Raw genomic sequence first — 20,802 nt, 5'->3', positions numbered from 1 at the left:
AACATGTTCTAGGAGCTGAAGTCACGCCGGAAAGGCGGTATGGAGTGTGACCATAGCCACCACTGACGAGCATAAAGCCGTCCAGGAGTCGATGCGCGGATGGGCAACCGCCGTGCGCCCGATTGCAACAATGCGTTCCAGAGCACAGGCGGAACTGCGTTCCGGCGCGCCCGATTTCTGGCGCGAATACTGGCCGCGCCTGGCCGATCTCGGAATTTTCCGGGTCGCGGTGCCGGAGGAGGCCGGGGGCGCGGGTGGGACCGTCGGGGATCTGGCCGTGCTGGTGGAGCAGGCGGCACATGACCTGGTCGGCGGACCGGTGCTCTCGACGGCGTTGGCGGGACTCGTCGCCGGCGAGGCGCTCGACGAGATTACGCCATGCGGCGTCGCGCTCGCGGGCGAAATCGCAATATCCGTGGGCGAATCGGGCGCCTCGGTGTCCGGTGAGTGGGACTCGGTTCCGGGCGCCGCACCGGGTACGGCGGTGCTGGTCCCGGTACGCGACGGTGACCGTCACCTGTGGGCACTGATCGACGCCGACGCCGCCGGGCTGACCGTGGAGCCGCTGGCCGGCATCGACAAGACCGTGCCGGTGGCGCGCGTGGTGTGCGCGGACGTCGCCGTGGCCGCGGATCGCCTGTTCGAGCCCGGCTTCTCCGTGCTGGACCTGGCCGCCACGCTGGTCGCCGCCGAGGCCGCGGGCATCGCGGGCTGGTGCCTGGAGACCGCCACCGAATATGCGAAGGTGCGCGAACAATTCGGGCGCAAGATCGGCGAATTCCAAGCGGTCAAACACATTTGCGCGTGGATGCTGTGCCGGGCCGAACAGATTCGCGCCGTCGCCGCCGATGCGGCCGCCGCGGCGGACAGTGGTAGTGCGGAACTGCAGCTGGCCGCCGCCGTCGCCCTGTCCATGTCGCTGGATGCCGCGGTGGAGAATGCCAAGGATTGCATTCAGGTTCTGGGCGGAATCGGTTTCACCTGGGAGCACGACGCGCATCTGTATCTGCGCCGGGCCACTGCGCTGCGGCAGCTGCTGGGCGGTACCGCGCGCTGGCGGGCCCGGGTCGCCGAGCTGACCCTGGCCGGCATGCGGCGCACGGTCGGCGTCGACCTGGGCGCCGACGGCGAGCCCGGATCCGACTGGGAGACAGCCGGTCTGGATGCCGCCGAGGCGGCCGTGCTGGCGGCGGACCTGGCCAAGATCGCGGCGCTGCCGGAGCCGGAGCAGCGGGTGGCGCTGGCCGAGGCCGGACTGCTGGCCTCGCACTGGCCCGCGCCCTACGGTCGCGGCGCCGGACCCCTGCTGCGCACACGCCTCGACGACCAGATCCGCCAGGCGGGTATCGCGCTGCCGGACATCGCGATTGCCAACTGGGCGATCCCGACCCTGCTGCAGTGGGGCACCCCCGAGCAGATCGAGCGCTACGCCATGCCGACGCTGACCGGTGAGGTCATCTGGTGCCAGCTGTTCTCCGAGCCCGGTGCCGGGTCGGATCTGGCGGCGCTGCGCACGGTGGCCGAGCGGGTCGAGGGCGGCTGGAAGCTGCGCGGCCAGAAGGTGTGGACCTCGCTGGCCGATCGCGCCACCTGGGGCATCTGCCTGGCGCGCACCGACGCCTCGGCGCCGAAGCACAAGGGCATCAGCTACTTCCTGGTCGATATGAAGAGCGCGGGGCTGGACATCCGGCCGCTGGTGGAGATCACCGGTGAGGCGCGCTTCAACGAGGTGTTCCTCGACGATGTCTTCGTGCCGGACGACTGCCTGGTCGGCGAACTCGGCAATGGCTGGAAGATCGCCCGCTCCACCCTGTCGGCCGAGCGGGTCGCCATGGGCGGCAAGGGAATCGGGGACGAGCTGGAGGCATTGATCGCCGCCGCGCCGGCCTCGGGCCCGGGCGCGGAGCTGGTTACGGACCGGCTCGGCGGGCTCATCGCGGAATCGGTTGCCGGAACATTGTTGGAAGCTCGCGCGGCGCAGAAGCTGCTGTCCGGCGGGGACCCTGCCGCGCAGAGCAGCGTGCGCAAACTGGTCGGTGTGAGACACCGGCAGGCGGTAGCGGAATTCGCCGTCGAACTGTCTGGTGCGGCGGGCGCTCTGGAAACCGACGCGGTGAAAGAATTCCTGCTCACACGCTGTTTGTCGATTGCCGGCGGTACCGAGCAGATCCTGTTGACCGTCGCCGGTGAACGGATCCTCGGGTTGCCCCGCGAGTCGCACGGCTAGTCCACACCTGAACCGGGAGCATTACATTGGACTTCACCAGGGACGAGAGCCAGGACGCTGTCGCCGAGGTTGTCGTAAGTTTGCTGGAACGCGACAGCGCGCGTGATGTCGCGCTGTGGCCGATCATCGCGGACAGCGGCCTGCTGGCCGTGCCGCTACCCGAACGCTTCGGCGGCGACGATATGGGCCTGCTCGAGGTCGGGGCCATGCTCACCGAGCTGGCCCGCGCCGCCGCGCAGGCGCCCGCACTGGTCACCCTCGGCTTCGGCGTGCTGCCGCTGAAGGCGATCGGCCTGCCGGATGCCCTGGCGGAAAAGGTGTTTCCGGCCGTGGCCGAGGGCGCGGTGCTGACCGCCGCCCTGCACGAGCCCGGCTCGCCGTTCACGGTGAAGCCGGAGGCCACCGCTGTGACCGACGGCGCCACCGTGCGCGTCACCGGCCGCAAGGTGGCGGTGCCCTACGCCGACACCGCACGCTGGATCCTGGTGCCCACCGACAGCGGCATCGCCGTGGTGGACGGTGACGCCGCGGGCATCACCCGCACCGCGAGCCCGACTTCCGATGGCGTGCCGGAGTTTTCGCTCCAGTTCGACCAGGTCGTGATCCCGGCCGAGCAGCTGCTGCCCGGCGGGCTGACCGAACTGCACCGGTTCGCGCTGGCGAGCCTCGGCGCGGTGGCCGACGGCCTGCTCGCCGGCGTGGTCTCATTGACCGCCGAGCACGTGCGCACTCGTCAGCAGTTCGGCCGCCCGCTGGCCGAATTCCAGGCTGTCGCACAGCAGATCGCGGATGTCTACGTGGCCTCGCGGACGCTGCACGCGGCCGCCTGCTCGGCGACCTGGGCGCTGGCTCAGGACGAACAGGGCGCCGAGCACCTGGAGCGTATCGACGACGATCTCGACGTGCTGGCGTACACGGTGGCGGCGGAACTGCCCGCGGCCATGCAGAAGTGCCACCACCTGCACGGTGGTCTCGGGGTGGATATCACCCATCCGCTGCACCGCTACTACTCACAGGCCAAGGACATCGCCCGCTGGCTCGGCGGCGAATCGTTCCGGCTGGACCGTTTGGGAGCCAGATGTTCATCGAACTGACCGCGGAGCAGCGCAAGCTGCGCGACGAACTGCGCACGTACTTCACCGGTCTCGTGACTCCCGAAGAGGAGGCCGAGATGCTGGTGAACCGGCACGGTGACGCCTACCGCGCGGTGGTCAAGCGCATGGGCCGCGACGGCAAGCTCGGCGTCGGCTGGCCCAAGGAGTACGGCGGGCAGGGCTTCGGGCCGCTGGAACAGCAGATCTTCTACAACGAGGCGGTCCGCGCCGACGTGCCGGTGCCGCTGGTCACGCTGCTGACCGTCGGGCCGGCGCTGCAGTCGTTCGGCACCGAGGAGCAGAAGCAGAAGTTCCTGCCCGGAATCCTCACCGGCGACGTGCATTTCGCCATCGGCTACTCCGAGCCGGACGCCGGCACCGACCTGGCCGCGCTGCGAACCTCCGCGGTGCGCGACGCCAACGGCGACTGGATCGTCAACGGGCAGAAGATCTTCACCACCGGTGCGCACGAGGCCGACTACGTCTGGCTGGCCTGCCGCACCGGTTCCGCGGAGTCCCGGCACAGGGGCATCACGATCCTGATCGTGGACACCAGGGATCCGGGCTACTCGTGGACGCCGATCATCACCGCCGACGGCGCGCACCACACCAACGCCACCTACTTCGACAATGTCCGCGTCCCCGCGAACATGATGGTCGGCGAGGAGAACGGCGGCTGGAAGCTGATCACCACCCAGCTCAATCACGAGCGGGTGAGCCTGGGCCCGTCCGGCAAGATCGAGCAGCTCTACCACCGGGTGCACGACTGGGCGCAGGTCCAGGGCGTGCTCGGCGAGGCCGACGTGCGGCGCTCGCTGGGCCGCCTGCACGCCATGACGCGGCTGAACGAGCTGCTGAACTGGCAGGTGGCCTCCAATATGGAACGCCCCGACGCCGATCAGCGCGATGTCATCGCCGACGCCTCGGCGACCAAGGTGTTCTCCACCGAGGCGCTGCAGCAGGCGGGCCGCCTGGCCGAGGAGATCGTGGGCCGCTTCGGCGATCCCGCCGACCCGGCCACCGCGGAACTGCTGGTCTGGCTGGACAAGCGGACCAAGCAGAACCTAGTGGTGACCTTCGGCGGCGGCGTCAACGAGATCATGCGCGAGCTGATCGCCCAGATGGGCCTGCGCCTGCCCAGGGTCCCCAGATAGGAGCCACCCAACCGTGGAGAAGACGTACCCCAGGCGGACGAGATCATGCGCACTGTGCCCGATGGCCCAGATGGGCCTGCGCCTGCCGCGGGTTCCGCGCTAGATCGCAGAGGAGAGAGCGTGACGAAGAGTTTCACGGCCGACGAGATCCGCGAGGGCTTGGAGAAGATCAAGGCGGACGGTGAGTCCGCGGCGCGCGCGGGGCGCGATCCGATCAACCAGCCCATGATCAACAACTGGGTCGAGGCCCTCGGCGACGCCAACCCGATCTACGTGGACGAGGCCGCCGCCAAGGCGGCCGGGCACGCCGGCATCGTGGCCCCGCCCGCCATGGCGCAGGTGTGGACCATGCTGGGACTGGGCGGCGTCCGCGCCGACGACGACCCGATGACCCGCACCAACGACCTGTTCGACGCGGCCGGCTTCACCTCGGTGGTCGCCACCAACTGCGAGCAGGTCTACCACCGCTACCTGCAGCTCGGCGAGCAGGTGACGGTGCGGTCCAGCATCGGCGACATCGTGGGCCCCAAGCGGACCGGGCTCGGCGAGGGCTGGTTCACCACCTACCTCACCAACTGGTACGTGGGTGACGAGCTGGTCACCGAGATGAAGTTCCGCATGCTGAAGTTCGCGCCCGGCACCGGAAAGACGGCCGCTCCCAAGGAATCCGGCGAGGTGTCCGCGGAAGATCTGGCCAAGCGCGTGCGGCCGACCGTGTCCAAGGACACCGAGTTCTTCTGGGACGGAATCAAACTCGGGGAGCTGCGGATCCAGCAGCGGCCCGACGGCTCGCTGCAGCACCCGCCGGTTCCGGCGCTGTGGAAGGACCACTCGGAGCAGACCGACTATGTGGTCGCCTCGGGGCGCGGCACCGTCTTCAGCTTCGTGGTGCACCACGCGCCCAAGGTGCCGGGACGGCAGCTGCCGTACGTGATCGCCCTGGTCGAGCTGGAGGAGGGCGTGCGCATGCTCGGCGAGCTGCGCGGCATCGAGCCGGGCGAGGTCGAGGTCGGCCTGCCGGTCGAGGTGGGCTTCCTGAAGCTCGACGACGACAACACCGTGCCCTACTGGGAGGCCGTGCAATGACTGCAGTATCGCGGAGCGATTCCATCAGGGGTGGCGGTGGGGCGACGGGTGGGCCAGTCGAGCTGTCGGCCGTGCAGGTCGGAACCGTGTTGCCGGAGTTGGTGATTCACGCCGACACCACGTTCATCGTCTCGACGGCGCTGGCCACCCGGGACTTCCAGGACGTGCACCACGACCGCGACAAGGCGGTCGAGCGCGGGTCCAAGGACATCTTCGTCAATATCCTCACCGACACCGGTCTGGTGCAGCGGTTCGTGACGGACTGGGCGGGGCCGCGGGCCATCGTCAAGTCGATCGCGCTGCGGCTGGGCGTGCCGCTGTACGCGGGTGACACCCTCACCCTGAGCGGCACCGTGGCGGCCGTGGACGGCGCGGACATCACCATCGACGTGGTCGGCAACGACTCGCTCGGCGACCACATCACGGCGAAAGCCGTCATCTCCCTGCAGGAGGCACAGTGAGTGGGCTGAGCCGTAGCGCCGCCATCGTCGGCATCGGCGCGACCGACTTCTCCAAGGACTCCGGCCGCAGCGAACTGCGTCTGGCCGCCGAGGCCGTCACCGCCGCCCTGGCCGACGCGGGACTCACGCCCGCCGATGTGGACGGCCTGACGACCTTCACCATGGACACCAATACCCAGGCCGCCGTGGCGCGCGCCGCCGGTATCCCGTCCCTGAAGTTCTTCAGCAACATCCCCTTCGGCGGTGGCGCGGCCGCCGCGACCGTGCAGCAGGCGGCCATGGCGGTCGCGACCGGTGTCGCGGATGTCGTGGTGGCCTACCGGGCTTTCAACGAGCGCTCCGGAAACCGCTTCGGGCAGTTCGCGACTCACCTCGCGACCGGCAACCCGAGCTCCTCCGGAGTGGACAACGCGTTCTCCTACACCCACGGCCTGGGCACCCCGGCCGCGCAGGTGGCCATGGTGGCGCGCCGCTACATGCACGTATACGGCTCGCGCAGTGAGGATTTCGGCCGGGTGGCCGTCGCCGATCGCAAGCACGCGGCCGTGAACCCGGCGGCGCACTTCTACGGCAAGCCCATCACCCTGGAGGAGCACCAGGCCTCGCGCTGGATCGCGGAGCCGCTGCACCTGCTGGACTGCTGCCAGGAGACCGACGGCGGCGTGGCCATCGTGGTCACCAGTGCCGAGCGGGCCAAGGATCTGCCCAACAAGCCCGCGCTGATTGCCGGTGCCGCACAGGGTTCCGGTGCGGACCAGTACGTCATGACCAGCTACTACCGCGACGCCATGACCGGGCTGCCGGAAATGGGCCTGGTCGGCGACCAGCTGTGGGCGCAGAGCGGGCTGCGGCCGGAGGACATGCAGGCCGGCATCCTCTACGACCACTTCACCCCCTTCGTTCTCATGCAGCTGGAGGAGCTCGGCTTCTGCGGCCGCGGTGAGGCCAAGGACTTCATCGCCGACGGCGCCATCGAGATCGGCGGCCGCCTGCCGCTGAACACCCACGGCGGCCAGCTCGGCGAGGCCTACATCCACGGCATGAACGGCATCGCCGAGGGCGTCCGCCAGATCCGCGGCACCTCCGTGAATCAGGTCCAGGGCCTGGAGAACATCGTGGTCACCGCCGGCACCGGCGTACCGACCTCGGGCTTGGTGCTCACCGCCAACTGAGCGAGTCGCGAAGGCCCGGATGATCGTCGAGATCGTCCGGGCCTTTCACATGGAACCGCTTGGTATCCATAGAATCGGCCGGGTGTCCGACAAGTCTGAAATGGGCGAGTTTCTTCGGTCGCGCCGGGCGCGATTGCGGCCCGAGGACATCGGCTTGCCGGTGTGGGGGCGGCGGCGGGTGCCCGGGTTGCGGCGCGAGGAGGTCGCGCATCTGGCCGGGGTGAGTGTCGAGTACTACGTCCGGCTGGAACAGGGGCGGGCCGAGGCGGTTTCGGAGGGGATTGTCGACGCCATCGCCACCGCGCTGCTGCTGAGCGAGGACGAGCGACGGCACCTGCGCAATCTGGCGCGCCCACCGCGTTCGCTCTCCCGGGCGGGCGAACCCCTGCGCCCCGGGCTGCAGCAATTGCTCGATTCCATGACCCGCGCGCCCGCGTATATCGTCGGGCATCGCACCGACATCCTGGGGTGGAACGCCGCCGCGGTGGCGGTATTCGGCATCGATTTCGCGGAAGTGCCCGAATCCGAACGCACGTGGATGCATCTGATCTTCTTCGACCCGCACATCCGGGCGATCACGGCCGATGTGGCGCTGGTCGCGGGCCACATCGCCGCGGATATGCGGCTGCAGGCCGGCCACCGGCCCGACGACCCGGAACTGCGGGCCATGCTGCGCGACATGAACGAACGCAGTCCCGAGTTCCGGGAGTACTGGGAGACGCACGAGGTCAACGACTTTCAATACGGCCGCTACGTCGTGCACCACCCGCTCGTCGGCGACCTGCACCTGGATTACGAACTGCTGGATATTCCGGCCGATCCCGGGGTACGAGCCCTCATCGCCTACACCCCGGCGCCGGGCACCGATACCGCGCGGGCACTGGACTCATTGCTCGACGAGAGCACCTCCGAGGCCAAACGGTGCAGCTGATCCGCGAGCCGATGGCCGTGATCAGTCGATGGTGCCTTTCGGCACGACCCACACATGGGGCTGCCGGGTGACTGCGGCGATGTGTTCGAAGTCCGCGTCGTAGTGGACGACGACCGCGTCGTGGAATTCGGCGACGGCAGCGGTCATGAGGTCGACGATCCCTGCTGAGCGATGCAGCCCCTGGCGAGCGAGCAACTGCTGAACCTCACGCGCACGGTCAGTGATCGCCTCGTTGACAGGCAGGTTCACATACAGGGCGCGGCGGCGTTGCGCGATCTTCTGCAGATCGGCCAGATTGCGGCCCGAGTATCCGGCTTCGAGATCAACGGTCACACACGTGGCTGCGGCTCGGTTGGCGATCAGCCCGGTGATCACGGCGCGCACGGCGTCGTCGCGGATCCGCGCGACGGCCGAAGTATCGATGAGGTGCAGTCGGAGCGGCGTGGGTTCGTTCAACGGCGGGCCCGGCGCATGACCTCGGGATCGCCGATGTCCGGGCCGATCCCGATGCTGTACGGGTCGTCGAGGATCTGTTCGATGCGTTGCCTGCGCTCGGCCACGAACTTGAGCGCGGCGTTGACCGTGTCCTTCTTCGTGGTGGTTCCGAGTTCCTTGGCGGCCAGGGCGAGAGCCTCGTCATCGAGGTCGATCATCGTCTTCATATATCTCATGATATGTCTCCGGCATTAGTGCCAGCAATATTCAGCAGGTATTCGGCACGGTCGCCGCTCTGGATTGCTGATCGACCCAAGTCGGTGCCGGTGCTGTTGCGGGGGCTGTCCCGAGGTATCCGGACATAGTGTCGCGTTCCTCGAAAGGGGTGCGGCTGCGCAAGATTCGGTGGCGGTTACCGGCGGCGGCGTAGATTGGGGCGCAATTCATCTGTGGCGAAAGGGATCGTGATGACCTTGCGGGAACGGTTGAATGAGCTGCCGGTGATGGGGAGTGCGCCGGTGTATGGGGAACCGCACGAGACTTCCGATGGGACCACGATCATTACGGTCGCGGCCGTGAGTGGCTGGCGCGGGTCGCGGCCGCTCGGCATATTCGTCATCCGCGACGGTGAGGTCAAGTGGGAGCCGGCCGTGGACGGCTCCCGTATCGCGACCCTCGGTGTCCTCACCGGCCTGATCGCCGCGACCCTCGGCACCTTGGCCCTGGTCAAGCAGCCGCCGTGGCCGAACATGCGCATCTGGGATATCCGCTACCGCGCTAGCTGATGGCCCTGAACTGGGCGGACAGTACGGCCGCCAGCTGATTCACGCTCTCCGCGGTACCCGGCGCGAGACCGGTGCGGGCGCCGGCGAAGCGGTCGAAGACCAGGCCCTCGAGGACCGCGATGAAATCGGCTGCGGCAGTGGCCGGGTCGGATGCGCCGAGGGTTTCGAACAGGGTGGTGGCGTGCCGGTGCGAGAAGAGCGAGCTCGCGAGTTTGTCGTGCATGTTGGCATCGCCGAGCAGTTCGATGATGAGGGCGTGCCGGGCGATCAGATGGTTGCGGCGTTGCGCGAGTAGGCGATCCAGCCAGCCCGCGATGCCTGCCGCGAGCCGGTCCAGGGCGCTGTCCGTGCGGGTTCCGGATGCTCCCGTCGGCGCCGCCAGGTCCGCTTGCCGGGCCGCGAAGTCGGTGCGGGAGCGGATGGTGATGCGGTCCACGATGCCCTCCAGGAGGGCTCGTTTGGTGCGGAAGTAGTAGGACGTCGATCCTGCGGGGAGTTCCAGTGCGGTGTCCAGGGCGCGGTGGGTGAGCGCCCGGAGTCCTTGGGTGGCAATGAGATCGATGGCGCTGTCCACGATGAGGGTGCGCCGGTCGGGTGTGGAGGTGGTCACCTTTGCTCCTCTGCGGCTCCGTGATCCTCTACAACTATAGAGGAAGCTCTACAGAAGTAGAGGATGCAGGGAGGTTGTCATGGAAACGCCGGAGATCGTGCTCGATGCCGACCAGCGCCACGCCGCCGAGCAGCTGGCCGCCATTGCCGCGCGGGTGGGCCGGAGATGGCGGCGCCCGCGCGGGCTGTACCTGTACGGCGGGCCGGGGCGCGGCAAGACCATGCTCATGAACCGCTTCTTCGCATCGGTGTCCTCGAATCGCAAGCGGCGCTACCACTTTCACGCCTTCTTCGCGCAATTGAATGCCGGAATCCACGAGTACGGGAATATCGACGCCTCGGTGGACGCGCTGCTCGGCGACGCGGATCTGATCTGCTTCGACGAATTCCATGTGCACGACTCGGGCGATGCCCGGCTCGTGACACGACTGCTGGACACGCTGTTCGCCCGGCGCATCACCCTCGTGGTGACTTCGAACTATCCGCCGCAGGACCTGCTGCCCAACCCTCTCATGCACGGCATGTTCGTGCCAACCATCGAGCGGATCCTCGAGCACCTGGACGTGGTGGCGGTGGACGGTCCGCAGGACTACCGCATGCTCGGGGGCCGGCACACCGGCTTCGCCGCCGGGCACTACGTGGTCGGGGCCTGCCCGGTGATCGGCGCGGTCGATCTACCCGTCGCGCATCGGCGGCTGCACGCCCGCGCGGTGGAAAACGGGGAGCTCACCGTCGATTTCGCGGAGCTGTGCGGTATCCCGGTGTCGGCGGCCGATTTCCTGGGGCTCACCCGTGAGATCCGCCGCTGGGTGGTGTGCGCGGTGCCGCCCATGGGGACGGTCCCGCCGGACTGGGTGATGCGCTTCGTGAATCTGGTCGACGTGCTCTACGACGCCGACCTGGAACTGTCGATCTTCGCCGACGTACCGCTGGCGGAGCTGGGCGGTGCCGGCAATGGGGTGAGGGTGGCGATCGAGCGCGTCCCCGATCTCTACCGCACCCTGAGCCGGCTCGCGGAGCTGCGCGAACCGGCAAACCTCGAGTCTCGATAGCCGTTCGGCGAAGCCCCGGTGAACTGGCCGACTTGATCGACGTGCACGGTTCACGTGCCGTCAACGCGGAGGGGGTCTGGCGTTGCGGGCCGCTTCCTACCGTGGCGTCAGGAGCAGCACCGAACCGGAGGGGAACGATGCGAATCCGCGAGCAGGCAAGGGATTCCGCGCCGCGGAACCCGAGCATACCGAGTAGTCCCCATATCCGGAAAAGCGCCCGCCTGCGGGTGCTGGTCGTCGCCGAGTCCTTTCTTCCCCAGGTCAACGGCGTCACCAACTCCGTGCGCCGGGTGCTGGATCACCTGGCCGCCAAGGGTCACGAGGCCACGCTGGTGGCGCCGACCGGCCCCGGCAAGTACGCCGGGTTCCGCGTGCACGTGGTGCGCGGGGCCCGGCTGCCCTTCTACCGGGATTTCCGGATCGGGCTGGAGACCCGCCGCCGGCTGCGCAAGATCATGCGTGAATTCCGGCCCGATGTCGTGCATATCGCCTCGCCGGCGACGCTCGGCTATCAGGCGGCCAAGGTCGCGAACGAACTCGGGATTCCGACCGTCGCCATCTATCAGACCGATCTGGTGGGTTTCGCGCTGCGCTACGACCTGCCCGGCGGCGTCCGCGCCATGACCGCGCTGACCCGGCGCATCCACCTGCGGGTGGACCGCACCCTCGCGCCCTCCACCGCCAGCCTGCGCCAGCTGGAGCTGATGGGCATTCCGGGACTGGGCCGCTGGCCGCGCGGGGTCGACCTGCAGCAGTTCGGTCCCTTCCGGCGGTCGGCGGAACTGCGAAAGCGGCTGGCCCCCAATGGCGAAGCGCTGGTCGGCTATATCGGGCGCCTCGCGCCGGAGAAGGAGCTCGAGCTGCTCGCCGCACTGCGGCCGCTGCCGGGTGTCCGGCTGGTCGTGGTGGGCGGCGGCCCCGAGGAGAAGCGGCTGCGGAAGCTGTTGCCGGACGCGGAGTTCCTCGGCGTGCTGCACGGTGAGGAACTCGCGGCGGCCTACGCGTCGCTGGATGTGTTCGTGCACACCGGCCGCCACGAAACCTATTGCCAGGCAGCGCAGGAGGCGCTGGCCTCCGGTGTGCCGGTGGTCGCGCCCAAGTCGGGCGGCCCGATCGACGTGGTCACGCCCGGCGCGGGTTTCCTCTATCCACCCGGCGACGCCGAGGCGATGACCGAACTGGTGCGCCGCCTGGTCGAGGACCCGCGACTGCGCGAGCAGACCGCGCAGACCGCGGTGCGCAGTGTGCGCGACCGGTCCTGGACGGCCGTCAACGATCTGCTCATCCGTCACTACCGCGAGGTGATCGCGGAACGCCTGCAGGCGGATTCGACTCTGCAGTCCGATTCGACGCGGGGCGAGTTCCCGGCCACCAAGGAGGCATCCTGATGCTCCGCATCTCCGTTATCGGCACCGGATACCTGGGCGCCACCCATGCCGCGGGCATGGCCGAACTCGGCTTCGACGTGCTCGGGGTGGACAACAACCCGGCCAAGGCCGCGGCGCTGTCCGCTGGGCGGGTGCCCTTCCACGAACCCGGGCTGCCGGAACTGCTGGCCGGGCACGTGGCGGGCGGGCGGCTGCGTTTCGGCACCTCGCTGGTCGAGGCCGCCGAGTTCGCCGACGTCCACTTCCTCTGTGTCGGAACGCCGCCCGGGGTGAACGGGGCCGCCGACCTGTCGCAGCTCTACGCCGCGCTGGACGGGCTGGTGCCGCACCTGACCCGCAACTGCCTGATCGTCGGCAAGTCCACGGTGCCGGTGGGCACCGCCGAGGCGCTCACCGCCCGCATCGCCGAGCTTGCGCCGGAAGGGATTTCGGTCGATCTGGCCTGGAACCCGGAGTTCCTGCGCGAGGGGCACGCGGTCTACGACACGCTGCACCCGAACCGGCTGGTCTTCGGTGTCACCACGCCGGACGCGGAGTGGGCGCTGCGGCAGGTGTACGCCACGCCTATCGCAGGGGGCTCGCCGGTGGTGATCACCAACCTGCCGACCGCCGAGCTGATCAAGGTCTCCGCGAATGCCTTTCTGGCGACCAAGATCTCGTTCATCAATGCCATGGCCGAGCTGTGCGACCTCACCGGCGCGGACGTGACCCTGCTGGCCGACGCGCTGGGCCACGACGACCGGATCGGCCGCAAGTTCCTGGGCGCGGGCCTCGGCTACGGCGGCGGCTGCCTGCCGAAGGACGTGCGCGCCCTGATTGCCCGGGCCACCGAGCTCGGTGCGGGGGAGTCGGTCGACTTCCTGCGCGACATCGACGCGGTCAACCTGCGCCGCCGCGAGCGGGTGGTGCGGGAGACCTTGGAGCTGCTGGGCGGTCACCGCCCGCGCGGCCGGGTCGGGGTGCTGGGTGCGGCGTTCAAGCCGCTCTCCGACGACGTCCGCGATTCACCCGCCCTCGATGTCGCGCAGCAGCTGCACGCGGCCGGGGTCGAGGTGACCGTATTCGACCCCGCCGCAACGGGTCCGGCGCGCGCCGTCGCTCCGCAGCTGGTCTTCGCCGCCACCCCGGCGGCCGCCCTGCACGAGGCGGATGTGGTCCTGCACCTGACCGAGTGGCGCGAATTCCGGGAACTGGATCCGGGCTTCCTGCGCACGGTCGCCCGCGGCCGGGTCATCATCGACGCCCGCAATACCCTCGACCCCGAACCGTGGCTGGCGGCGGGCTGGGACTTCCGCGCCCTCGGCCGCCTGGTCGAGCCGCGCACCCTGGCCGGCCGCGTCGGCGCGCCCGCCGGCACCGCCTATCCGGCACCGGCTGTCCGGGCGCCGGTCGCCGAACCGGCCCGCGCTCTGGCTCAGCCCTCGCCGCTGACCCGCCTGCGCGCCCGCGTCCGCCGCACCGCCTGATCGCTACGGTCCCGGACCGTCGACCCTCAGCCCGGCACGCGGCCTCCCCGCGTCGCCGGGCTGCTGCGCCACGGCGTGCGGCCTGGTGCCTTCCTGCCTCGAGTGCGCCGAGTGGCTCTCCTGCCTCGCGAGACCGGCGTGCGTCCCTCGTTGCCGTGCGATCTTGATCTGCGCTCCGGGTGGCTCGGATCGTGCACGGATGGTGATAAGTGGGGTTGCGGCGGCAGGCTCGGCCTCGACCGGGATGACCTGGGTTTTCGGGTCTGGCGCGGGATGCCGCGCAGGTGGGGGATTTATGCGCGGCGGGTATGTGATTCCAGCTTCACGATTTTGGTCCTGACGGACCGCTCGGCATGTAACTATGTGCCTGATTCCGCTGGACTCTGGTTAGGAGTATTCGTGACTGGGGTGGGGACGGTGGCAGCACGCGCGATCGCATTGATCGGGCTCGTGATGCTGGCTGTCGTCGCACTGCGCGGGTACATTCCGGGAACCGGAGGACCCGCCGCGCCACATCCGTCGTCGGCGGTGTCACTGGCCTTGATGCCGGTGCTGCTGCTGGTCTCGATGGTGATTCTGGTGGCAGGTGTGATCAACAGCCAGCATCGCCTCCCGCTCGCCATGCCCGAACCCGACCGCGAGTCCGCGGTGCGCGTGCCGGGCCTGCGGCGGCTCGGGCTGCTGCTGCTGGTCGGGATCGCGGCCATCGCGCTGATCGCGACCGCGGTGCTGTCGGTGTACCTGGTGACGCCGGCGCGGCAGACCCAGGTGGGAACGCCGCCGAGCGTGTCCGCCACCGGGACCGCCCCGCAACCACAGGAGACCGTGGCACCGCCGGAGGAGGCGGTCCCCGAGCCCACCCTCACCGGCACCGCGCTGCTGCTGGTCGGCATCACCGCCGGCGTGCTGGTGCTGATCGCCATGACCGGCCTGGTCGTGGTGGCGGTGGGCTCGAACCGCCGGCCCTCGCTGGAGCGCACGCCCCTGCCACCGCCCACGGCCACCGAGGCGGTCTCACTGGCCAAGGTCGCCGAGATGGGCCTGGCGGCCATGATCGCGCCGGGCCAGGACCCGCGCACCGCCATCATCGCCTGCTACGTCGCCATGGAACGCGGTCTGGCGACGGCGCGGGAGGTCGCGCCGCTGGCCTCCGACACCCCGTCCGAGGTGCTGGCGCGAGCCTTCGACCGCGGCTTCCTGCACGACGCCTCGGCGCGGGAACTGGTGGCCCTGTTCGAGGAGGCGCGGTTCAGCCCGCACTCCATGCTGGAGTGGCAGCGGATGCGCGCCGAGCAGCTGCTCCGCATCGTGCTGGCCGATCTACAGGGGCAGGCGGCATGAAAGACGGTGTGGCAGTGCGGATCCCAAGGGACCGAACGGGGGTCCGGCCATGAATCGGAGCGCGATCGTGGCAGGCGCGGTGGCGCTGGCCCTGCTGTTCGAGCTACTCGCTCTCGGCGATCAGCGCGAGCATCTGGTCGCCCTCACCGCCGTTCCGGTGGCCGCGGCGCTGGGACTGCTGGTGTGGTCGCTGGTGGAGCGGTCGCGCCGGCTCGCCCCGCCCGAACCGGACGACAACGACATCGACAACGGTCCCGTCGAGATGCTGCACCGCTGGCAGGCGCGCGCGCAGATGCTGGCCGACCGCTCCGAGGGCTCGCGCGCGGAGTGGGATCGGCACCTGCGGCCGCTGCTGGCCAAGGAATTCGAACTGACCAGCGGGCACCGGATGGCCAAGAACCGGCGTGCGCTGGAAGTGGCGGGACAGCTGCAGTTCGGGCCCGAGCTGTGGCGCTGGGTGGATCCGGCGAACTCGGCGCTGCGCGATCAGGTCAATCGGGCTCCCGGGCGCGAGGCCCTGGACGAAATCCTGCGCCGACTGCAGAACATGTGAGATGAGATGCGAGACATGCGATGACATCACCGATGGACGTGACCATCAAGCGCACCGACGCGGTGCTGCGTGAAGTATCCCGGGTCGTGGTTGGCAAGCGGGACGAACTGCAGCTGATCATGATCGCGGTGCTGTCCGGGGGCCACATCCTGATCGAGGACCTGCCCGGACTGGGCAAGACCCTCATCGCGCGCTCCTTCGCGACCGCGCTCGGGCTGAACTTCACCCGCGTGCAGTTCACTCCGGATCTGTTGCCCGCCGACCTCATCGGGTCGACGATCTACGACATGCATTCGGGCCGTTTCAGTTTCCGGCGCGGCCCGGTCTTCACCAATATGCTGCTGGCCGACGAGGTCAACCGCACCCCGCCCAAGACCCAGGCCGCCCTGCTGGAGGCCATGGCCGAGGGGCAGGTCTCGATCGACGGCGAAACCTTCCCGCTGCCACAGCCTTTCGTCGTCTTCGCCACCGACAACCCGATCGAGTACGAGGGCACCTACCCGCTGCCCGAGGCCCAGCTCGACCGCTTCGCCATGCAGCTGCGGCTGGGCTACCTGTCGGAGACCGACGAGATGAACATGATCCGCCGCCGCCTGGAACGTGGCTCGCAACCCGCCCAGATCGGGCAGGTGGTGGATGCCGACGGCCTGCTGGAGATGCGGCAGTCGGTGGAATTCGTGACGGTGCATCCGGATGTGGTGGGCTACGTCGTCTCCCTCGCCTCGGCCACCCGCGGGCATCCGCAGGTGGAGGTCGGCGCGAGCCCCCGCGCCGAACTCGACCTGGTGCAGATGGCCCGCGCCCGGGCCCTGCTGCACGGCCGCGACTACGTGGTCCCCGAGGACGTGAAGGCGCTCGCCGTGCCGGCCATGGCCCATCGCATCACGCTGCGCCCCGAGATGTGGGTCCGCCGCATCCGCGGCGAGGACGTGATCTCCGAACTGCTGCGCCGCCTGCCGGTCCCACGCGCCACCCAGGCCTGAGGCGCGTATGAAGCATCGCGACACGAGTACGGCGGTCGAGGCCGAATTGCGCTGGCGGCCCGCACCGTTGGTGTTCATGCTCGCCGCGGTGTCCGTGCCCGCCCTGGTGCTGGCGCTGGTACTGGGCAAGTGGCAGCTGGTGGTGTTCGCCGCGCCCATGCTCGGGGTGCTGGCCACCGCGCCGCTGCAGCAGTCCCGCACCCGCATCCAGGTGGACGGGGCGGGGGTGCTGCGCTGCTTCGAGACCGAAGAGGTGGTGCTGACCGCCGCGGCGTTCGTGGAACGCGGGCACGCGCTGCTGCGGCTGCATCCGGAACCCTTGCAGAGCATGGAGATCCACGTCGAGGAGACGGTGGACTCCGGCACCGCGCCCGCCGGGCTGCGGCTGGCGCTGTCGGCCCCGCGCTGGGGCCGATATCCGGTGCCGATGCGGGTGACCGCGCTGAGCCCGGCCGGGCTGGCGGTGGCCTCGGTGCGATTGCGTGCCGGGGAGGTGTACGTCTATCCGATCACCGATCCGCAGCGGATGCGCCTGCCGCGCACCGAACTTCCCGAACGGATGGGCACCCATCTCACCCGCCGGGCCGGGCCGGGCGTGGAGTACGCGGATATCCGCGCGTACACGCCGGGGGATCAGCTGCGCACCGTGAACTGGCCGGTGAGTGCGCGGCGCGGGCAGCTGTTCGTGACCGAGCGCTTCACCAACCGGGCCGCGGATGTGGTTGTGCTGGTGGACACGTCGATGCAGGCGCCCGGGCCCGCGTCGGACTCACTGGAGCTGTCGGTGCGTGGCGCCGCACAGGTGGCCCAGTCCGCGCTGCAGGCGGGCGACCGCACGGCCGTCGTGTGCCTGGGCCGCACCCCACGCTGGCTGCGACCGGATATCGGCCGCCGCCAGTTCTATCGCATCGTGGACGCCGTGCTGGATGTCGGTGACGAGCACATCCTCACCGAGGGCACGCTGGCGCCGCACGCCGCGGTGCCCATCGGGGCGGTCATCGTCGCCTTCTCCACGCTGCTCGACACCCAATTCGCCCTGGCCCTCATCGATCTGCGCAAGCGCGGCCACGTCGTGGTGGTGGTGGACGTGCTGCGCGGAACGCCGTTCGGCGACGGCCTGGATTCCACCCTCGCGCGCATGTGGCAGCTGGAACGCACCTCCATGTATCGCGATATGGGCACCGTCGGCGTCGACATCGTGCCCTGGCCCGAGGACACCCGCCTCGATCAGGTCATGCGCCTGCTGCCCGAACACCGCCGCACCGTGAGGGTTCGCCGATGACCAAGTTCCTCGCCGTGCTGTCCGGGCTGCTGCTGGCGGGCGCGGTGGCCATCGTGCTGCCGTGGGCCGCGATACCGGTGATCATCCTGGCGGTGGCCGGCTGGCGCTGGCGGGTGTGCGCGGTGCTGGCCGTGCTCGGGGCCATGGCGGCGCTGGCCTGGGTCGGGACCGGGGCGCTGGTGGCGGGCGGGATCGGGCTGGTCGCGACGACCTACCTGCTGAACACGGCGACCGTGTCGGCTCCGGTGGGCGTGGTGCCGACGACGATTCCGTCAGTGGCGGGCGCACTGGTGTTCACGGTGGCGGCTGGGGCCGCGACCGTGCTGCCCACCGGACTCACCTGGGTGCCGATCCTGGCGCCGTTCACCGTGATCGCGTTGTACGCCTTGCTGGTTCGCGGACTGACGGACGATCGGACCGTCGGCCGAGCCGAGAACACTCCCGGCGGCTGAGCCGAAAATCGCTTCGAATCCGGCTGTGAGACTGGTTCACTCGCGCCATGGACGAACAACAGATGATCAAGGCCTCGAAACGGTTGTCGAGGCATCTACGGCACGCCCCCGAGGCCATCGGCATCGAGCTGGACCCGGCCGGGTGGGTGGACGTCGCCACGCTGCTGTCGGCGCTGGGCCGGCACGGGCGGGCGCTCTCGCGTCCCGAACTGGACGAGGTGGTGGCGCGGAACAACAAGCGCCGCTTCGAATTCGATGCGACTCGGACCCGGATCCGCGCGAGTCAGGGGCACAGTGTCGACGTTGACCTGGAGTATCGGGCGACCGTACCGCCCGCGGTTCTCTACCACGGCACCGTTGCCGCGGCCCTGCCCGGAATTCGCGCCGAGGGGCTGAAGCCCATGCGCCGCCACGACGTTCACCTGTCGGCGGATACCGAGACCGCCGTCAAGGTCGGGGCACGACGTGGCAGACCCGTGGTACTGACCGTGGCTGCCGGCGCGATGCACCGCGACGGGCACGAATTCCGGGTCAGCACCAATGGGGTCTGGCTGGTGGCCGCCGTCCCGCCCGGATACCTGTCCGGACTCTGAGCGGGGCGGCCGCCGCGGCGACTACTGGAGGGCGGGGGGCATGCGGGTCGGCTTGATGCGGCCGGCGTCGATGAGCGCCCGGAATGCCGCCGCTTTGCGCGCGCACTCCGCAACCGGGCAGCGGCGGTGCTGCTGCATGGTGCGATGGGCTTCCTGGACGCCCAGCGGGTGATCCGGAGCGAGGTGCGACCAGGCGGAGGTGTCGGGAGTTGCCAGCGCTAATACGCTGCGTTCCTTGTTGATTCGATCGCGGATGCGTTCTACGGAGAGTCGGTCCGGATCGTGATGGGGGTGGTGCAGGCTCATGATGGTGACAGCCATGATCACGAGCGTTGCGAGAGTGGCCGTGAACACTTGCCAGGCGGCCATTTGTTCACCTTCTCCATGTCTTTCGGTAGTAGTCAGCTAGATATTCAGTTGGTTAGCTAGATATTCACCGTATGCCTGAAGACGTTACGCCTCCAGCGCGTCTTGGGTCAGGTTCAATCGAATTTCGGCCGCTTTGAGCAACTCGGCTCTCGCCGATCCCGGTGTCGCGCTGCAGGTTTGCGGCCATCTCGATATCCGGAATGCGGCTTATGGCCGGATTGTCGTGTCACCCACAGTGTCTCGGCCCCTCGCCGGCTGCCCAACAAGATCAGGGAGCTCCCACCGAGGAAATCTGTCCGATTTCCGCAGTGAGAGCTCCCTGATCTTGAAGCTCTGTTCGGGTTACGAGTGGGTGAGGACCACGTCCGCGAGGACGGGGGCGTCGTCGCGCTCGACGACGGTGACCGCGATGACGAGTTCCCCGTCCTGCTGCCAGATTCGGGAGCGCAGGGTCTCACCGGGGTACATGACGCCGGCGAAGCGGGCGCGGAAACCCTTGACGCGGGACACATCCGAGGCCAGGACGGTGTCGGTCGCGGTCTTCAGGACCAGGCCGTAGGTGCACAGGCCGTGCAGGATCGGGTTGGGGAAGCCGGCGTTGCGGGCGAATTCGGGGTCCGAGTGCAGCGGGTTGCGGTCGCCGCACATGCGGTAGAGCAGCGCCTGCTGCGGCAGGGTGGGGGTGAGTACCTCGAAATCCGGTGCCCGGTTCGGAAGTTCGGTCTTCGCGCTGGGGCCGCGGTCGCCGCCGAAGCCGCCCTCGCCCTTGGCGAAGATGGAGGAGCGCGACGTCCACAGGGGTTCGCCGTCGGAGCCGACGGCGGTGTCCTCACGCCAGATGACGGCATTGGAGCCCTTGTCCCAGATCTCGCTGATGCGGCCGGAGATGCTGCCCTTGCCGGAGGCCGGGATCGGGCGGTGCACGATGATCTCCTGGCTGCCGTGCACGACCTTCGCCAGATCGATGTCGATGCCGTCGAACTTCACCTTCGGCGGCTCGGTCTCGTGGAAGGACGGCGCGACGGTCGCGAAGGACGGCAGCACCTGCGGCTCGCGATCGTCGACGTAGCGCAGCTCGGCGGCGTCGGTCCAGCGGTTGCCCGCGCCGAGCGCCAGGTTGTAGGTCTGCACATCACTGGCGGACCAGCTGAATTCGCGCGCGGGAATCTGCGCGCCGAGCGCGACACTCAAATCGATGGGCATGAAAGGTTCTCCTCGTCACTCGCGTCCGATGGTCCGGCGCGGCTCGCCTCCCCGCAAGCCGCCGCCCCGCTGACCGGGTCGCGCTCGAAAGTCTGGTTCCCGGCCCGCCGCGGGAAAGAGCGCTCGCGGCGGCGGGCACGGGCTGTTCAGTTGTCCGCGCCCCGCC

Annotated in this window: 22 protein-coding genes; 17 read left to right on the top strand and 5 right to left on the bottom strand. The window is 69.2% G+C overall.

What is annotated here, in order from left to right; translation table 11 throughout:
* Positions 1-46 precede the first annotated feature (46 nt).
* From ACFXHE_RS14865 to ACFXHE_RS14835, 7 genes are all read left to right on the top strand, one after another.
* Complete coding sequence (locus tag ACFXHE_RS14865) at positions 47-2,227, top strand: acyl-CoA dehydrogenase family protein (RefSeq protein ID WP_379383233.1); 2,181 nt, start codon at positions 47-49, stop codon at positions 2,225-2,227.
* A 26-nt stretch (positions 2,228-2,253) separates the two neighbouring features.
* The gene (locus tag ACFXHE_RS14860) at positions 2,254-3,321 is read left to right on the top strand and encodes an acyl-CoA dehydrogenase family protein (protein WP_379383232.1); all 1,068 of its coding nucleotides are present in this window, start codon (positions 2,254-2,256) and stop codon (positions 3,319-3,321) included.
* Positions 3,306-4,475: an acyl-CoA dehydrogenase family protein gene (locus tag ACFXHE_RS14855; RefSeq protein ID WP_379383230.1), complete on the top strand. Its 1,170-nt coding sequence runs from the start codon at positions 3,306-3,308 to the stop codon at positions 4,473-4,475. The genes ACFXHE_RS14860 and ACFXHE_RS14855 overlap by 16 nt, the downstream gene beginning before the upstream one ends.
* A 120-nt stretch (positions 4,476-4,595) precedes the next feature.
* On the top strand, positions 4,596-5,561 hold the full coding sequence (locus tag ACFXHE_RS14850) for a bifunctional MaoC family dehydratase N-terminal/OB-fold nucleic acid binding domain-containing protein (RefSeq protein ID WP_379383228.1): 966 nt from the start codon (positions 4,596-4,598) through the stop codon (positions 5,559-5,561).
* A 62-nt stretch (positions 5,562-5,623) separates the two neighbouring features.
* Positions 5,624-6,022, top strand: a complete 399-nt coding sequence (locus tag ACFXHE_RS14845) for a MaoC family dehydratase (protein ID WP_379383453.1) — start codon at positions 5,624-5,626, stop codon at positions 6,020-6,022.
* The gene (locus ACFXHE_RS14840) at positions 6,019-7,194 is read left to right on the top strand and encodes a lipid-transfer protein (RefSeq protein WP_379383226.1); all 1,176 of its coding nucleotides are present in this window, start codon (positions 6,019-6,021) and stop codon (positions 7,192-7,194) included. The genes ACFXHE_RS14845 and ACFXHE_RS14840 overlap by 4 nt, the downstream gene beginning before the upstream one ends.
* 82 nt (positions 7,195-7,276) lie before the next feature.
* On the top strand, positions 7,277-8,125 hold the full coding sequence (locus ACFXHE_RS14835) for a helix-turn-helix transcriptional regulator (RefSeq protein WP_379383224.1): 849 nt from the start codon (positions 7,277-7,279) through the stop codon (positions 8,123-8,125).
* A gap of 21 nt (positions 8,126-8,146) precedes the next feature.
* On the opposite strand, the gene ACFXHE_RS14830 is transcribed toward ACFXHE_RS14835, so the two are convergent.
* On the bottom strand, positions 8,147-8,581 hold the full coding sequence (locus ACFXHE_RS14830; RefSeq protein WP_379383222.1) for a PIN domain nuclease: 435 nt from the start codon (positions 8,579-8,581) through the stop codon (positions 8,147-8,149).
* On the bottom strand, positions 8,578-8,796 hold the full coding sequence (locus ACFXHE_RS14825) for a type II toxin-antitoxin system VapB family antitoxin (protein ID WP_379383220.1): 219 nt from the start codon (positions 8,794-8,796) through the stop codon (positions 8,578-8,580). The genes ACFXHE_RS14830 and ACFXHE_RS14825 overlap by 4 nt, the downstream gene beginning before the upstream one ends.
* Positions 8,797-9,027: 231 nt before the next feature.
* Between ACFXHE_RS14825 and ACFXHE_RS14820 the strand changes: the two genes are divergently transcribed.
* Positions 9,028-9,345 carry a hypothetical protein gene (locus tag ACFXHE_RS14820; protein WP_379383219.1) on the top strand — a complete coding sequence of 106 codons (318 nt, stop codon included), beginning with the start codon at positions 9,028-9,030 and terminating at the stop codon, positions 9,343-9,345.
* Here the strand turns inward: ACFXHE_RS14820 and ACFXHE_RS14815 are convergent.
* On the bottom strand, positions 9,338-9,955 hold the full coding sequence (locus ACFXHE_RS14815) for a TetR/AcrR family transcriptional regulator (protein ID WP_379383217.1): 618 nt from the start codon (positions 9,953-9,955) through the stop codon (positions 9,338-9,340). The genes ACFXHE_RS14820 and ACFXHE_RS14815 overlap by 8 nt on opposite strands.
* A 79-nt stretch (positions 9,956-10,034) precedes the next feature.
* Here ACFXHE_RS14815 and zapE point away from each other — a divergent pair, with 79 nt between their 5' ends.
* The 9 genes from zapE (at position 10,035) to ACFXHE_RS14770 (ending at position 19,064) form a co-directional block, all read left to right on the top strand.
* Complete coding sequence (zapE, locus tag ACFXHE_RS14810; RefSeq protein ID WP_379383215.1) at positions 10,035-11,006, top strand: cell division protein ZapE; 972 nt, start codon at positions 10,035-10,037, stop codon at positions 11,004-11,006.
* A 221-nt stretch (positions 11,007-11,227) separates the two neighbouring features.
* Entirely contained in the window at positions 11,228-12,394 is a 1,167-nt protein-coding gene (locus ACFXHE_RS14805) for a glycosyltransferase family 4 protein (RefSeq protein WP_379383451.1), read from the top strand.
* Complete coding sequence (locus ACFXHE_RS14800) at positions 12,394-13,860, top strand: UDP-glucose dehydrogenase family protein (RefSeq protein ID WP_379383213.1); 1,467 nt, start codon at positions 12,394-12,396, stop codon at positions 13,858-13,860. Before ACFXHE_RS14805 ends, ACFXHE_RS14800 begins: the two co-directional genes overlap by 1 nt.
* Before the next feature lie 399 nt (positions 13,861-14,259).
* Complete coding sequence (locus ACFXHE_RS14795; protein WP_379383211.1) at positions 14,260-15,201, top strand: DUF4129 domain-containing protein; 942 nt, start codon at positions 14,260-14,262, stop codon at positions 15,199-15,201.
* Positions 15,202-15,250: 49 nt separating this feature from the next.
* Positions 15,251-15,754, top strand: coding sequence for a hypothetical protein (locus ACFXHE_RS14790; protein ID WP_379383209.1), 504 nt, complete (start codon positions 15,251-15,253; stop codon positions 15,752-15,754).
* Between the two features lie 20 nt (positions 15,755-15,774).
* A complete protein-coding gene (locus tag ACFXHE_RS14785) occupies positions 15,775-16,737 on the top strand; it encodes a MoxR family ATPase (protein WP_364606372.1) in 963 nt (320 codons plus the stop codon).
* Between the two features lie 7 nt (positions 16,738-16,744).
* The gene (locus tag ACFXHE_RS14780; RefSeq protein ID WP_379383207.1) at positions 16,745-18,019 is read left to right on the top strand and encodes a DUF58 domain-containing protein; all 1,275 of its coding nucleotides are present in this window, start codon (positions 16,745-16,747) and stop codon (positions 18,017-18,019) included.
* On the top strand, positions 18,016-18,471 hold the full coding sequence (locus ACFXHE_RS14775) for a hypothetical protein (RefSeq protein ID WP_379383205.1): 456 nt from the start codon (positions 18,016-18,018) through the stop codon (positions 18,469-18,471). The genes ACFXHE_RS14780 and ACFXHE_RS14775 overlap by 4 nt, the downstream gene beginning before the upstream one ends.
* A gap of 47 nt (positions 18,472-18,518) precedes the next feature.
* Entirely contained in the window at positions 18,519-19,064 is a 546-nt protein-coding gene (locus tag ACFXHE_RS14770; RefSeq protein WP_379383203.1) for an RNA 2'-phosphotransferase, read from the top strand.
* 21 nt (positions 19,065-19,085) lie between these two features.
* On the opposite strand, the gene ACFXHE_RS14765 is transcribed toward ACFXHE_RS14770, so the two are convergent.
* Both ACFXHE_RS14765 and ACFXHE_RS14760 read right to left on the bottom strand, forming a co-directional pair.
* Positions 19,086-19,433, bottom strand: coding sequence for a hypothetical protein (locus ACFXHE_RS14765; RefSeq protein WP_379383201.1), 348 nt, complete (start codon positions 19,431-19,433; stop codon positions 19,086-19,088).
* Between the two features lie 342 nt (positions 19,434-19,775).
* Complete coding sequence (locus ACFXHE_RS14760) at positions 19,776-20,636, bottom strand: MaoC/PaaZ C-terminal domain-containing protein (RefSeq protein ID WP_379383199.1); 861 nt, start codon at positions 20,634-20,636, stop codon at positions 19,776-19,778.
* Between the last annotated feature and the right edge of the window lie 166 nt (positions 20,637-20,802).

Source organism: Nocardia sp. NPDC059229, from assembly GCF_042754165.1.
Taxonomy (GTDB): domain Bacteria; phylum Actinomycetota; class Actinomycetes; order Mycobacteriales; family Mycobacteriaceae; genus Nocardia.
Note: the sequence above shows the minus strand (reverse complement) of the source record. Positions and strands in the feature narration are given on the sequence as shown.